Here is a 14,317-nt window from a genome sequence, read left to right as displayed (position 1 = left end):
AACATGAAACTAGCTATTGATGCAATGGGCGGAGATCATGCACCGAAAGCCATTATTGAAGGTGTAGAAAAAGCTACTGCTCAATTTAAAGAATTACATATTACGTTAATTGGAAACGAATCAGAAATAAAAAAGTATTTAACAAATTCAGATCGTATTTCAATTATTCATACAGAAGAAACCATTGATGCAACTGATGAGCCAGTGCGAGCTGTGCGCCGTAAAAAACAAGCATCTATGGTATTAATGGCAAATGAAGTGGCCGAAGGTCGTGCGGATGCCTGTATTTCAGCAGGAAACACAGGTGCGCTAATGACAGCGGGACTTTTTATTGTAGGTCGTATCAAAGGCATTGAACGTCCAGCACTTGCTCCGACGCTTCCGACACTAGATGGAAAAGGCTTTTTAATGCTAGACGTTGGTGCAAACGTTGATGCCAAGCCTGAACATTTGCTCCAGTACGCTGTGATGGGGTCTGTGTATGCCGAAAAAGTACGCGGCATTCAAGCTCCTAGAGTGGGGCTGCTGAACATTGGAACTGAGGATAAAAAAGGAAATGATTTAACAAAGCAAGCCTTTCAGCTGCTAAAAAATGCTGATCTCAATTTTGTAGGCAACGTGGAATCCCGTGATTTGCTAAACGGCGTAGCGGATGTGGTTGTAACAGATGGTTTTACAGGGAATATGACTCTTAAGAGCATTGAAGGAACGGCGCTTTCCTTGTTTTCTATGATTAAACAAGAATTAATGAGCACGTTAAAAAGCAAGTTAGCCGCAGCGGTGCTAAAGCCTCAGCTGCAGGGGTTAAAAGCGAAAATGGATTACAGTGAATATGGAGGCGCAGGGCTGTTTGGATTGCATGCGCCTGTTATCAAAGCGCACGGTTCGTCGGATGCGAATGCAGTATTTAGCGCGATTAAGCAAGCTGTGAATATGGTGGAAAACAATGTGTCTTCCACTATTCAAAAAGCAATCGAACAAACTGCTAATGAAGAAAAGGAGAGATAAGAAATGGGGAAAATTGCTTTTATCTTTCCAGGCCAAGGGTCACAAACTGTTGGTATGGGAAAAGATTTATATGATGGAACCGAGGAAGCGAAAAAGCTGATTCATACAGCTGACGAAGCTTTAGGGTTCAGTCTTTCAAACATTATTTTTGAAGGGCCTCAAGAAGAATTGACGTTAACTTATCACGCTCAACCTGCTCTTTTAACAACGAGTACAATGCTGCTTGAAGCATTTAAAACGAGCGGAATTACACCCGATTTTGTTGCGGGTCACAGTCTAGGAGAATACAGTGCGCTTGTGGCTGCTGAGGTTTTATCGTTTGAAGATGCCGTTGGTGCTGTTCACAAAAGAGGTCGCTATATGGACGAAGCTGTACCAGCAGGTCAAGGTACAATGGCAGCAGTGCTTGGCATGTCAGCAGAAGATCTAGAAGCTGTTACCGCTCAAATTACAAGCGAAGGCGACGCTGTTCAGCTTGCAAATATTAACTGTCCGGGTCAAATTGTTATTTCAGGTACGGTAAATGGCGTAGAAAAAGCTGGAGCTCTTGCCAAAGAAAAAGGCGCAAAACGCGTGATTCCTCTAGTGGTAAGCGGTCCGTTCCACTCTAGTTTAATGAAGCCAGCTGCTGAAAAACTACGTGATACGCTAGAAACAGTGGGCTTTAGCGATGCGAAAGTTCCAGTCGTAGCAAACGTAACAGCAAAGCCGGTTACTGACAGTCAAGATATTCAAAACAAGCTAGTGGAACAGCTGTATTCTCCGGTGAGATGGGAAGAAACAGTTGAGACACTTCTTGCAGAAGGTGTAGATACATTTGTTGAAATTGGACCAGGAAAAGTATTATCAGGTCTTGTGAAAAAAGTAAATCGCCGTGCGGCTGTTTATGCTGTTAATGATCTTACATCATTAAAATCAACGATTGAAGCACTAAAAGGGGGAGAATAACATGTTACAAGGGAAAGTTGCGGTTGTAACAGGCGCTTCTCGCGGAATTGGTCGTGCCGTTGCAATTGAGCTCGGAAAGCTTGGTGCTAAAGTAGTTGTAAACTATTCTGGCAGTGAAGCGAAAGCTCTTGAAGTAGTGGATGAAATTAAAGGATTAGGAACGGATGCAATTGCTGTACAAGCGAATGTGGCGGAAAGTGATTCTGTACAAGCAATGATAAAAGAAGCGATTTCTACATTTGGTTCAGTAGATATTTTAGTGAACAACGCGGGCATCACACGTGATAATCTTCTTATGCGTATGAAAGAAGACGAATGGGATGATGTTATTAATACAAACTTAAAAGGCGTATTTTTGTGTACAAAAGCGGTTACTCGTCAAATGATGAAGCAACGCGCAGGACGCATCATTAATATTTCATCAATTGTCGGCGTCAGCGGTAACGCTGGACAAGCAAATTATGTAGCAGCAAAATCAGGAGTGATTGGTTTAACAAAAACAACTGCCAAAGAATTAGCAAGCCGCAATATTACAGTGAATGCAGTTGCTCCTGGTTTCATTGCAACAGACATGACGGATAAATTGAATGAAGAAGTGCAGGCGGAAATGTTAAAGCAAATTCCTCTTGCAAGCTTCGGCCAGCCTGAGGATGTTGCGAACGCAGTTGCGTTTTTAGCATCAGATGCAAGCCGCTATATTACGGGTCAAACGATTCACGTTGACGGCGGAATGGTGATGTAAAAAAGGCACTTTACGAAAAGTGTAATTTGGTGATAAAGTACAAAGGGACGTTTACTAGGGAACCGATAAACTTTATTATTCAACCATAGTATTTTAGATGGAAATCATCTATAATGACTTGAGGGGAGGTGAAGAACAATGGCAGAGGTACTAGAACGCGTAACAACAATCATTGTTGATCGTCTTGGTGTAGACAAAAGTGAAGTGAAACTAGAATCTAGTTTCAAAGAAGACTTAGGTGCTGACTCTCTAGACGTAGTTGAATTTGTAATGGAGCTTGAAGAGGAATTCGATATCGAAATTTCTGACGAAGAAGCTGAAAAAATTTCAACTGTAGGAGATGCAGTTAATTACATACAGAGCCAAATTTAATCTGTAGTATATGTATGAAAAGCCCCGTTAAACAGCGGGGCTTTCTCTTCTTTTTAAGAATTTCAAAAAAAGACCTCTTTTTTTTGAAAAGGTAGTGTATCTTTTAGGATACCTCGTTTTATAATGAGAGATGTTAGGAAAAAACTACGAAACAATTGAAGCAGGTAAGCGGAGGTATTTTATGCCTAAACAATATTCAAATCGAGATCGAAAGATAAACGTGAAATTCAAGCAAAATTTTGCAGAGTTTCAAAAGGAAATTGGTATTCAGTTTACAAATGAAGCGCTTCTTTTTCAAGCATTTACACATTCATCCTATGTGAATGAGCATCGCAGAAGACCGTATGAAGACAACGAGCGTCTTGAGTTTTTAGGAGATGCCGTATTAGAGCTAACCGTATCGCAATTTCTATTTAAAAAATATCCAACGATGAGTGAAGGTGAGTTAACGAAGCTTCGTGCAGCAGTTGTGTGCGAACCGTCGCTTGTTACTTTTGCAAATGAAATGGATTTTGGTAAACTAGTGTTACTTGGAAAAGGTGAAGAGATGACAGGCGGCCGATCTAGACCGGCTTTACTGGCCGATGTGTTTGAAGCATTTATCGGAGCTCTTTATTTAGACCAAGGGCTTGATACGGTAGTAACGATTCTAAAAAAAGTTGTCTTTCCAAAAATTAATGAAGGTGCTTTTTCTCATGTGATGGATTTCAAAAGCCAGCTTCAAGAAGTGATTCAACGTGATGGAGTTGGACACTTAGAATACAAAGTTTTGCAAGAAAAAGGTCCAGCGCATAATCGCGAATTCTTATCTCGCGTATCGTTAAATGGTGAAGAGCTCGGCGTTGGTGTAGGGCGTTCGAAAAAAGAAGCAGAGCAAAAAGCAGCTCAAGTAGCTATTACGAAAATTAGAGCAAGTCAAACGAAATAAAATGATCCCCCTCTTAACGTATTCGTTATAAAGGGGGATTTGCTATGAAAAAATTACATGTGTGAGGGGGGATTTCTATGTTCCTCAAACGATTAGATATTGCAGGGTTCAAATCGTTTGCAGAAAAAGTATCGATAGATTTTGTGCCAGGTGTAACGGCGGTAGTAGGACCGAATGGAAGCGGAAAAAGCAACATTACGGATGCCATACGCTGGGTGCTTGGAGAACAGTCAGCCAAATCGCTTCGTGGAGGGAAAATGGAGGACATTATTTTTGCAGGAAGCGAATCGCGCCGTGCAGTAAATGTTGCTGACGTAACGCTTACGTTAGAAAATGATGACCAGTTTCTCCCGCTTGACTACCATGAAGTTAGTATTACAAGGCGCGTGTACCGCTCAGGAGACAGTGAATTTTTTATTAACAACCAGCCGTGCCGCTTGAAAGATATTGTCGATTTATTTATGGATTCAGGACTTGGAAGAGAAGCTTTTTCGATTATTAGTCAAGGAAAAGTAGAAGAAGTACTAAGCAGTAAATCTGACGAGCGCCGTAAAATTTTTGAAGAAGCAGCAGGTGTATTAAAATACAAAACGCGTAAACGAAAAGCGGAGCTTCGACTTCTAGAAACGCAAGAAAATTTAAATCGAGTGGTAGATATTCTTCATGAAATTGAAGGTCAGTTAGAGCCTTTACAGATTCAATCGTCTATTGCAAAAGATTATTTGCAGAAAAAAGAAGAATTAGAGCACATTGATGTGGCTGTTACGGTATTTGAAGTTGAAGATCTTCATCAGAAATGGGAAAAATTAAAAGCTGAAATGGCTCAGCACGAGCAGCTCGAAGAATCTCTCGCGACGAATATTCGCACGCGTGAAGGAGAAATCCAGACCCTTCGTTTGCACATTCAGCAAATAGATGAACAACTAGACTCTTTACATAAAAAACTACTATATGTAAGTGAAGAAGTAGAAAAGCTAGAAGGCAAAAAAGAAGTATTAAAAGAGCGTAAGAAAAACGCCTTTCAAAATAAAGAGCAGCTGGAACGTTTAGTAAAAGAGTATACTCATAAGCATCAAGAGCTAAGTAAAGCAAAAGACAGCGAAGGAAACGATCTTGAGCAATCTCAAAAAGAAGTACAAGAGATACGTCTAAAGCTTACTGAGCAGGAACAGCTGTTCAGGCAGTACAGCGAGAATCTAGAAGAAAAACTTGAACAGATGAAAAGCGAGTATTTTGAATTAGCGAACGCTCAAACATCCGCTCGAAATGAAATTTCATTTTTAGAGCAGCAAAAAATGCAAACGTTTGAAAAAGAGCAGCGTTTAACAAAATCCAACGAGCAATACGTAGAACAGCGCCGTGAATTAACGCAGCGAAAAGAAGCGGCGATCAAAAGGCTTGCTCAGTTTCGTCAAGAGCTTCAGCAGGCTGTACACGTGTATAAGCAGCAAGGAGAGAAGCTTGAGTCATTAAGGCAAGCCTATCGTAAACAAGAGTCTACGCTTTATCAAGCTTATCAGTACGTGCAGCAGACAAAATCACGAAAAGAAATGCTTGAAGAGATGCAAGAAGACTATGAAGGTTATTTTCACGGTGTAAAAGAAGTGTTAAAAGCGCGTGATGAGAAGCTTGCAGGTATCAAAGGCGCCATTGCTGAGTTAATCAATGTTCCAAAAGAGTATGAAACAGCGCTTGAAATTGCGCTTGGAGGAGCAGCTCAGCATATTGTCGTTCAAGACGAACAAAGTGCACGTCAGGCAATTGGCTTTTTGAAACAAAATGGTTACGGGAGAGCTACATTTTTACCACTGACGTCTGTAAAAGACCGTTATGTTCCGGCTCAAACTATTTCTATGCTAGAGAGTCACGAAGCGTATGTAGGGATCGCTTCATCTCTTGTTAAATACGAAGCTACCTATGACCGAGTTATTAAAAATTTGCTTGGAACCGTTATTGTTGTCAATGATTTAAAAGGTGCAAATGAACTTGCCCGTCTTGTGCAGCATCGCTATCGTTTTGTGACCGTTAAAGGAGATGTCGTCAACCCCGGTGGTTCGATGACAGGGGGTTCCATGAAGCAAAAGTCCAACTCTTTATTAGGCCGTCAGCGTGAAGTGGAAGCCATTACGGCAAAAATAGAAGAGATGGAACAAAAGACGCTTGTGCTCGAGCAAGATGTAAAAGATAAAAAGTCACAGATTGAAGAGCTTCAACAGGAAATTAATAAACAGCAGGCATTTGTGGAACGCTTGAAAGACAAAGAGCAGGAATCTGACCGAGAAGTAAAGCAAATTGACATCGAAGAAAAAGCAGTGAATGACCGTTTAACCATGTACGATCATGATATTGCTAGCTTTAGACAAGATCAAACAAGCTTGTCCGCTCGAATTGATGAGCTGCATACGAGTTTGCAAGGAAATCAGCAGCAGGCAAATGTGTTAGAGAAAAACATTGAAGAGTTAGCTGCACGCAAGCATACACAGCAAACGTCTAAAGAAACGGTTCAACATGAGCTTACAGAAGTAAAAGTGCTTCTTGCGAAAAAAGAACAGTTCCTCACAAATCAGCAAGAAAAATATGAAAGAGTGTGCTTTGAGCTTGATCAAACCATTCAGCGTTTGTCTGAAGCTACAGATGATCTTTCTCTTTTAACGAGTGAAATCACGAGCAATGACTCGGGTGAACTTAAACTCGAAGAAGCGGCGCATGAGCGAATAAAAGAAAAGACAGAAACGTTACAATTAATGGATGACTGCAGATCAGAGCGGTTGAAAGCCCAGAATAAACTTGAAGACGAAGAGAGGGTTGTAAAAGAGCTGCAGCGTCAGTACAAACAAATTACGGATGCTTTAAAAGATGAAGAAGTCAAAATCAATCGAATTGACGTAGAGCTAGACAGCCGTCTGCAGCAGCTGACAGAAGAGTACGAAATTAGCTTTGAAGCAGCAAAAGAAAAATATCCTTTAACATTAGATATTCAAGAAGCGAGGAAAAAAATCAAGCTCATTAAGCTGGCAATTGATGAATTAGGAACCGTAAACTTAGGTTCTATTGAACAATACGAACGCGTTTCAGAGCGCTATGAATTTTTAAATACGCAGCGAGCGGACCTTGACGAAGCGAAAAATACGCTGTATCAAGTGATTGAAGAAATGGACGAGGAAATGAAGAAACGTTTTTCTGATACGTTCACTCGTATCCGCAATGAATTTGGTACAGTGTTCTCTTCCCTATTCGGAGGAGGAAAGGCGGATTTGAAATTAACAGATCCGAAAGATTTATTAAATACAGGTGTAGAAATTGTTGCCCAGCCTCCTGGGAAAAAACTGCAGAATCTAGGGTTGCTGTCAGGCGGCGAGCGTTCGTTAACAGCCATTGCCCTCCTGTTTTCTATTTTGAAAGTACGTCCGGTGCCGTTTTGTGTGCTAGATGAGGTGGAAGCGGCGCTTGATGAAGCAAACGTTCATCGCTTCGCTACGTATTTACGCAAATTTAGTAATCAAACACAGTTCATTGTTATTACTCACCGAAAAGGTACAATGGAAGAAGCTGATGTACTGTACGGTGTGACAATGCAAGAATCTGGCGTATCGAAATTAGTCTCTGTTCGTTTAGAAGAATCAAAGCAATATGTTTAACTCATAGAATGAAAGGGTGGTACGAATGAGCTTTTTTAAGAAACTAAAAGAAAAAATTACAATGCAAACCGATTCTGTTACACAAAAATTTAAAGATGGACTATCAAAAACGCGCAATTCTTTTTCAGAACGCGTGAATGATCTAGTGTCTCGCTATCGTCAAGTAGACGAAGAGTTTTTTGAGGAATTAGAAGAAATTTTAATTAGTGCTGATGTCGGTGTGGCTACCGTGTTGGATTTAATTGATGACTTAAAATCGGAAGTGAAACGCCGTAATATTAAGGATCCTCAAGATGTGCAGGCTGTTATCTCTGAGAAATTAATTGACATTTATGAGTCTGGTGAAGAGCAGATTGGTGAACTGAATATGCAGCAAAATGATTTAACAGTGATCTTGTTTGTAGGGGTAAACGGCGTTGGGAAAACAACAACAATTGGGAAAATTGCGCATAAATTCAAACAAGAAGGCAAAAAAGTTGTAATGGCAGCAGGTGATACGTTCCGTGCTGGTGCGATTGAGCAGTTAGAAGTATGGGGAGAACGCGTTGGTGTTGATGTTATTAAGCAATCTGCAGGTTCTGACCCTGCCGCTGTCATGTATGACGCTGTTCAGTCAGCCAAGGCTCGAAAAGCAGATGTTTTACTATGTGATACAGCAGGCCGCCTTCAAAATAAAGTGAATTTAATGAAAGAATTAGAGAAAGTAAAGCGTGTTATTGAGCGAGAAATTCCTGGTGCTCCTCATGAAGTACTGCTTGTACTTGATGCGACGACGGGTCAAAACGCTTTAAGTCAGGCTAAAACATTCTCAGAAGCAACGAACGTGACGGGAATTGTGTTGACAAAACTAGATGGTACGGCTAAAGGTGGAATTGTTCTTGCCATTCGAAACGAACTGAAGCTTCCTGTTAAATTCGTTGGACTTGGAGAAAAAGTGGACGATCTTCAGCCGTTTGACACGGAGCAATATATTTATGGATTATTTGCCAATGCTGTAGAAGAAGAAACAGAAAAAGAGGCGTAATCTAAAAAGAGGCTAGGATATAAGTATCTTAGTTGAAGGAAGATCCGAACGGTTAATCGTTCGGATTTTTTATTAGTAGGATGGACGCAGGTTTCATATTTATTCGTCTTTAAATTGAAGTAATTTAGTTATGTCTCCATCTCTTTTAAGTGGGAAAATGTGAGGTGTTAAGGAAAAAACTTGACATTCAAACCTCGCCTAGTTAAACTAATAACATGTAAAGGCTTTTCACTTAACAAGGGGGCGGTCAGATGGTTGAAAAGAGCGTGCATATGCTCGAAAAAACAACAAGAATGAATTACTTATTTGACTTCTATCAGGCGCTGTTGACGCCCAAACAAAGAAGTTATATGTCACTTTATTACTTGGATGATTATTCCCTCGGTGAAATAGCGGAAGAATTTGATGTGAGTCGTCAAGCAGTTTATGATAATATAAAACGTACAGAGCAAATGCTTGAACAATATGAGGAAAAGCTATTGTTATTTCAACGGTTTCAAGAGCGTCAATCAATTGTTCAACAACTGAAAGACGAACTTGCAGCCGACTTACACAAGAATAGTAAGCTTTCTTCTCTTCTTGATTCGCTCGAGAAATTAGATTAGGGGGCGGCGTATATGGCATTTGAAGGATTAGCCGACCGTTTGCAAAGCACACTGCAAAAGTTAAAAGGAAAAGGAAAAGTTAACGAAGCTGACGTTAAAGAAATGATGCGTGAAGTTAGACTTGCCCTTTTAGAAGCCGATGTAAACTTTAAAGTAGTAAAAGACTTTGTTAAGCGCGTAAGCGAACGTGCTGTAGGTCAAGACGTTCTTAAGAGCTTAACGCCTGGACAACAAGTTATTAAGGTTGTACAAGAAGAATTAACTGCACTTATGGGCGGAGAGCAAAGCAAGATTGCAGTAGCTCCGAAAGCTCCAACTGTAATTATGATGGTTGGACTTCAAGGTGCAGGTAAAACAACAACAACCGGTAAACTTGCCAATTTATTACGTAAAAAATATAACCGTAATCCATTGCTTGTAGCAGCAGATATTTATCGTCCGGCAGCTATTAAACAGCTTGAAACACTAGGAAAACAGCTTAGCATGTCTGTTTTTTCATTAGGTGATCAAGTAAGTCCTGTGGAGATTGCGAAACAAGCTATTGCTCATGCGAAAGAAGAGCATCACGATTATGTATTAATTGATACAGCGGGACGTTTGCATGTTGATGAAAATCTAATGGAGGAGTTAGAACAGATCAAAGAGCTTTCTAACCCAGACGAAATTTTCCTTGTTGTCGATGCGATGACGGGTCAAGATGCAGTAAACGTTGCGGATAGCTTTAATAAGCAATTAGGATTAACTGGAGTTGTATTAACGAAACTAGACGGCGATACGCGCGGTGGTGCAGCGCTTTCTATTCGTGCAGTAACCGATACACCAATTAAATTTGTCGGTCTTGGAGAAAAAATGGATGCTATTGAAGCATTCCATCCAGAGCGTATGGCTTCCCGTATCTTAGGTATGGGTGATGTGCTGACGCTTATCGAAAAGGCTCAGGCCAATGTAGATGCTGAAAAAGCAAAAGAGCTTGAAGCTAAGCTGCGCACGCAGTCATTTACATTTGATGACTTTTTAGATCAACTTGCTCAGGTGCGTCAAATGGGACCGCTTGATGAGCTGATTGGTATGCTTCCGGGCGCCAATAAAGTAAAGGGGCTCAAAAACCTGCAGGTTGATGAAAAGCAAATTAATCATGTAGAAGCAATTATTCGTTCTATGACGAAAGCGGAAAAAACAAACCCTGAAATCATTAATGCAAGTCGAAGAAAGCGTATTGCAAAAGGAAGCGGACGTTCTGTACAAGAAGTTAACCGTTTGCTTAAACAATTTGAAGACATGAAAAAAATGATGAAACAAATGACAAATATGTCAAAAGGCAAGAAAAAGGGTATGAAACTTCCATTCTTTTCATGATAAAACGCTTGATTTGGACTGAAAAACCAAAGAAAATAAAATATTTTTCTAGTGTTAAGAAAAAAACCTTTACAAACATTTTACCTATTTGATATTATATTATCTTGTTGAAACATATTCGGAGGTGCTTTATAAAATGGCAGTAAAAATTCGTTTAAAACGTATGGGAGCTAAAAAATCTCCTTTCTATCGTATCGTAGCAGCAGACTCTCGTTCACCACGTGATGGACGTTACATCGAAGTAGTTGGAACTTACAATCCTGTGGTTCAACCAGCTGAAGTTAAAATCGATGAAGAGCTAGCTCTTAAATGGTTACAAAATGGTGCTAAACCATCTGATACAGTTCGTAACCTTTTCTCTAACGAAGGCATCATGGAAAAATTCCATAATGCTAAATTAGGAAAATAATTTCACTCGAGATGACATCACTAATCGAAACAATTGTAAAGCCGCTTGTTGATTACCCAGCTGATGTTAAAGTGGAGGAACAAGAAGATGAACGTCAAGTGACGTACATCCTTACTGTTCACCAAGAAGATGTCGGCAAAGTAATTGGCAAACAAGGCCGCGTTGCAAAAGCGATTCGAACTGTTGTGAATGCAGCAGCATCACAGCAAGGTAAAAAAGTGTATGTGAAAATTCAAGAGTAATCAAAAAGGGAGAGGGATAACCTCGCCCTTTTTTTATGTTATGATAAGATGAACGTTTTGATCACAGTAAGTCTTTTGCGAGCAAGAAGCAGCTATTTCAATATGCATGTAAAAAGCACAAGGTCACTATCTTGAGAGCGGAGGGAACGTTTTGAACATTATTCAAAAAGTGGTTGTGAAACAAGTGTTAACTGAAGCAAGCAAACAAGATCTTGAAAATCGTTTTATAAACCGCAAGCAGGCGCTTGAAAAAGAGATGGAACAGTTGAAATTTCAGTTAAAGCACATGGAAAAAGCCAATAAAGGTTCTTCTTTATTACATAGTCAGTTTGAAAAAGAAAAATCCGCTCGCCTTGAAAAAATTGAAGTGTTGAACTTTCAGCTGACGCAATTAGAAAAGCTTCCTTTAGGGAGCGAACTCGTTGAAACGGAACTGGATGCCTTGGTGGAGGTAAAAATCGGCGATGATTGGGAAAAGATAAAAGAAAGTAAAACAATTATTATAAAAGATAGCAAAGTTGTTGAGATTAGATAGAGGTGAAGAAGCATGGAATGGTTTAAGGTTGGAAAAATTGTGAATACCCACGGTGTAAAAGGAGAAGTTCGTATTGTATCAACTACGGATTTTGCTGATGAGCGCTATGAAAAAGGAAATAAACTTTATATCTTCAAAGAAAAGCAAAGCGAGCAGGTAGAAGTAACGGTAGCAAGCCACCGCAGGCATAAAAATTTTGATCTGCTTACATTCGAAGGCTACCACAACGTAAATGATGTTGAGCAGTATAAAAACTGTGAAGTGAAAATCCCTGAGGAGCAGCTAACGGATTTAGAAGACGGTGAATTCTATTTCCACGAAATTATTGGGTGTACAGTAAAAACAGAAGACGGGGTAGAGGTAGGAACGGTCAAAGAAATTTTAACGCCGGGAGCTAATGATGTGTGGGTTGTTAAAAAAGGCGGAAAAGAAGTTCTTATTCCTTACATCGACGACGTTGTACAATCTATTGATATAGATGAAAAAGAGATTGTTATTACGGTAATGGAAGGGTTATTGGACTAATGAAAATTGATGTACTGTCGCTATTTCCTTCTATGTTTGACGGTGTTTTTGGTGAATCAATTTTGAAAAAAGCACAGGAAAAAAATGCGGTTGAACTGAATGTAGTTAATTTCCGAGAATACTCTACGAACAAACATCAAAATGTGGACGATTATCCTTACGGTGGAGGTGCTGGAATGGTATTGACACCTCAGCCTATTTTTGACGCTGTAGAAAAGCTGACTGAAACAGCTAAGAAGCCCCGGGTAGTTTTGCTTTGTCCCCAGGGCGAACGCTATACGCAGGCAAAAGCAGAAGAGCTAGCAGCGGAAGAGCATTTAATTTTTATTTGCGGTCATTACGAAGGGTATGATGAACGGATTCGTGAGCAGCTGGTAACTGATGAAATTTCAATTGGTGACTATGTATTAACTGGAGGAGAGCTTGGTGCAATGGTTGTGATCGATAGCGTTGTTCGCCTGCTTCCTGATGTGCTTGGCAATAATCATTCAGCTGTACAAGACTCACACAGTACAGGTTTACTAGAGCACCCGCACTATACGCGTCCTGCTGATTTTAGAGGCTTAACAGTTCCTGAAGTACTTATGTCAGGAAATCATAAAAAAATTGAACAGTGGCGCCAAAAAGAGTCTTTAAAGCGCACGTTGCTTCGAAGACCGGATATGCTTGAAAAAATGGAGCTAACGGAAGAGCAAAAGAAAGTAGTAGCTCAATTAAAAGAGGAAAACAACCTTTCATAAATCCATAAAATTTATGCATAAACTCTGTTGCATACGGTATAAGAGTGTGCTAAGATAGATTTTGTGGCTTGGGCAGATGTCTGGTCACCTATAACGATGTTCCGCTGCAATGATTGAAAAGCATTGGTATGAGCGTCTGTTGGAAGGAGTTGAAACACGCGATGCAAAAATTAATCGAAGAGATTACAAAAGAACAATTAAAAACAGATCTTCCTACGTTCCGTCCTGGTGATACTGTACGTGTACACGTAAATATCGTTGAGGGTACTCGTGAACGTGTTCAGGTATTTGAAGGTGTTGTTATTAAGCGTCGTGGCGGTGGTATCAGCGAAACATTTACAGTACGTAAGATTTCTTACGGTGTAGGTGTAGAGCGTACATTCCCACTTCATACGCCAAAAATTGCAAAAATCGAAGTAATGCGCCGCGGTAAAGTACGCCGTGCGAAACTTTATTACCTACGTGAATTACGTGGTAAAGCTGCGCGTATTAAAGAAATTCGATAATAGTAAAGGGGAGCTTGTTTATACAAGCTCCTTTTTTCAAATGTTTTTTTAGAACGATTCGTTCTCTGACAGTAAAAAATAGACGTACAAGTCATCATTTTTTTATTCTATTTATTTATTAGGCGTTTCAAACATTATCGTTTAAAATAAAGGTATGACATAAGAGTTGGAGGACTGAAGATGGCTCGAAAGAAAAATGAACTGTGGGAATGGATAAAAGCAATCGCCATTGCCGTACTGTTAGCTGTTGTAATTCGCTATTTTTTGTTTGCACCGATTGTAGTAGATGGCCTTTCTATGATGCCTACGCTGCATGACCAAAATCGAATGATTGTAAATAAGTTCTCCTATAAGATTGGTGATCCTGATCGCTTTGATATTATTGTTTTTCATGCTACAGCGGAAAAAGATTACATAAAACGTATTATCGGACTGCCGGGTGATCATATTGAGTATCGAAATGATACGCTATATGTAAATGGAAAAGCTTATAAAGAGCCCTATTTAGATCAGTATAAAAAAGAAGTGATTGACGGTAATTTAACCGAAGATTTTAAACTAGAAGACGTAACGGGTAAAAAGACCGTGCCAGAAGGCTATTTGTTCGTGATGGGAGACAATCGACGCTACAGTAAAGACAGCCGTCAGATTGGCTTTGTGAGCATGGACAAGGTGCTTGGTAAAACGAGTGCCGTATACTGGCCGATTAAAGAAGCGCGTTTTGCAAAGTAAAATATAA

General features: G+C 40.0%; 16 protein-coding genes. All 16 read left to right on the top strand.

Annotation, left to right across the window (positions count from 1 at the left end):
- Positions 1-3 precede the first annotated feature (3 nt).
- The 16 genes from plsX to lepB all read left to right on the top strand — a co-directional run bounded on the left by plsX (position 4) and on the right by lepB (position 14,310).
- Complete coding sequence (plsX, locus tag ACFX40_RS08715; RefSeq protein ID WP_028410795.1) at positions 4-1,008, top strand: phosphate acyltransferase PlsX; 1,005 nt, start codon at positions 4-6, stop codon at positions 1,006-1,008.
- 3 nt (positions 1,009-1,011) lie between these two features.
- Positions 1,012-1,956: an ACP S-malonyltransferase gene (gene fabD, locus ACFX40_RS08710; RefSeq protein WP_263033772.1), complete on the top strand. Its 945-nt coding sequence runs from the start codon at positions 1,012-1,014 to the stop codon at positions 1,954-1,956.
- A 1-nt stretch (position 1,957) separates the two neighbouring features.
- A complete protein-coding gene (gene fabG, locus ACFX40_RS08705) occupies positions 1,958-2,698 on the top strand; it encodes a 3-oxoacyl-[acyl-carrier-protein] reductase (protein ID WP_013058906.1) in 741 nt (246 codons plus the stop codon).
- Between the two features lie 138 nt (positions 2,699-2,836).
- Positions 2,837-3,070 (top strand): acyl carrier protein, encoded by a 234-nt coding sequence (acpP, locus tag ACFX40_RS08700; protein WP_013058905.1) that lies wholly within the window; start codon positions 2,837-2,839, stop codon positions 3,068-3,070.
- A gap of 181 nt (positions 3,071-3,251) precedes the next feature.
- Positions 3,252-3,998 carry a ribonuclease III gene (gene rnc / locus ACFX40_RS08695; RefSeq protein WP_028410797.1) on the top strand — a complete coding sequence of 249 codons (747 nt, stop codon included), beginning with the start codon at positions 3,252-3,254 and terminating at the stop codon, positions 3,996-3,998.
- A gap of 77 nt (positions 3,999-4,075) precedes the next feature.
- Entirely contained in the window at positions 4,076-7,636 is a 3,561-nt protein-coding gene (gene smc, locus ACFX40_RS08690) for a chromosome segregation protein SMC (RefSeq protein ID WP_263033773.1), read from the top strand.
- 25 nt (positions 7,637-7,661) lie between these two features.
- A complete protein-coding gene (ftsY, locus tag ACFX40_RS08685) occupies positions 7,662-8,660 on the top strand; it encodes a signal recognition particle-docking protein FtsY (protein WP_013058902.1) in 999 nt (332 codons plus the stop codon).
- A gap of 272 nt (positions 8,661-8,932) precedes the next feature.
- Entirely contained in the window at positions 8,933-9,265 is a 333-nt protein-coding gene (locus tag ACFX40_RS08680) for a putative DNA-binding protein (protein ID WP_025750337.1), read from the top strand.
- 12 nt (positions 9,266-9,277) lie between these two features.
- Positions 9,278-10,621: a signal recognition particle protein gene (gene ffh / locus ACFX40_RS08675; protein ID WP_013058900.1), complete on the top strand. Its 1,344-nt coding sequence runs from the start codon at positions 9,278-9,280 to the stop codon at positions 10,619-10,621.
- Positions 10,622-10,757: 136 nt separating this feature from the next.
- Positions 10,758-11,030, top strand: a complete 273-nt coding sequence (gene rpsP, locus ACFX40_RS08670; RefSeq protein ID WP_013058899.1) for a 30S ribosomal protein S16 — start codon at positions 10,758-10,760, stop codon at positions 11,028-11,030.
- Positions 11,031-11,041: 11 nt separating this feature from the next.
- Positions 11,042-11,272, top strand: a complete 231-nt coding sequence (locus ACFX40_RS08665; protein ID WP_013058898.1) for a KH domain-containing protein — start codon at positions 11,042-11,044, stop codon at positions 11,270-11,272.
- 151 nt (positions 11,273-11,423) lie between these two features.
- Entirely contained in the window at positions 11,424-11,807 is a 384-nt protein-coding gene (locus tag ACFX40_RS08660; RefSeq protein ID WP_013058897.1) for a YlqD family protein, read from the top strand.
- Positions 11,808-11,819: 12 nt separating this feature from the next.
- Entirely contained in the window at positions 11,820-12,332 is a 513-nt protein-coding gene (gene rimM, locus ACFX40_RS08655; protein WP_253351836.1) for a ribosome maturation factor RimM, read from the top strand.
- The gene (gene trmD / locus ACFX40_RS08650; protein ID WP_028410800.1) at positions 12,332-13,072 is read left to right on the top strand and encodes a tRNA (guanosine(37)-N1)-methyltransferase TrmD; all 741 of its coding nucleotides are present in this window, start codon (positions 12,332-12,334) and stop codon (positions 13,070-13,072) included. The genes rimM and trmD overlap by 1 nt, the downstream gene beginning before the upstream one ends.
- Positions 13,073-13,233: 161 nt before the next feature.
- The gene (gene rplS / locus ACFX40_RS08645; RefSeq protein WP_013084808.1) at positions 13,234-13,578 is read left to right on the top strand and encodes a 50S ribosomal protein L19; all 345 of its coding nucleotides are present in this window, start codon (positions 13,234-13,236) and stop codon (positions 13,576-13,578) included.
- A gap of 180 nt (positions 13,579-13,758) precedes the next feature.
- Entirely contained in the window at positions 13,759-14,310 is a 552-nt protein-coding gene (lepB, locus tag ACFX40_RS08640) for a signal peptidase I (protein ID WP_013058893.1), read from the top strand.
- Positions 14,311-14,317: the final 7 nt, after the last annotated feature.

The organism is Priestia sp. YIM B13552 (assembly GCF_042787775.1).
GTDB classification, from domain to species: Bacteria; Bacillota; Bacilli; order Bacillales; family Bacillaceae_H; genus Priestia; species Priestia megaterium_E.
Note: the sequence above shows the minus strand (reverse complement) of the source record. Positions and strands in the feature narration are given on the sequence as shown.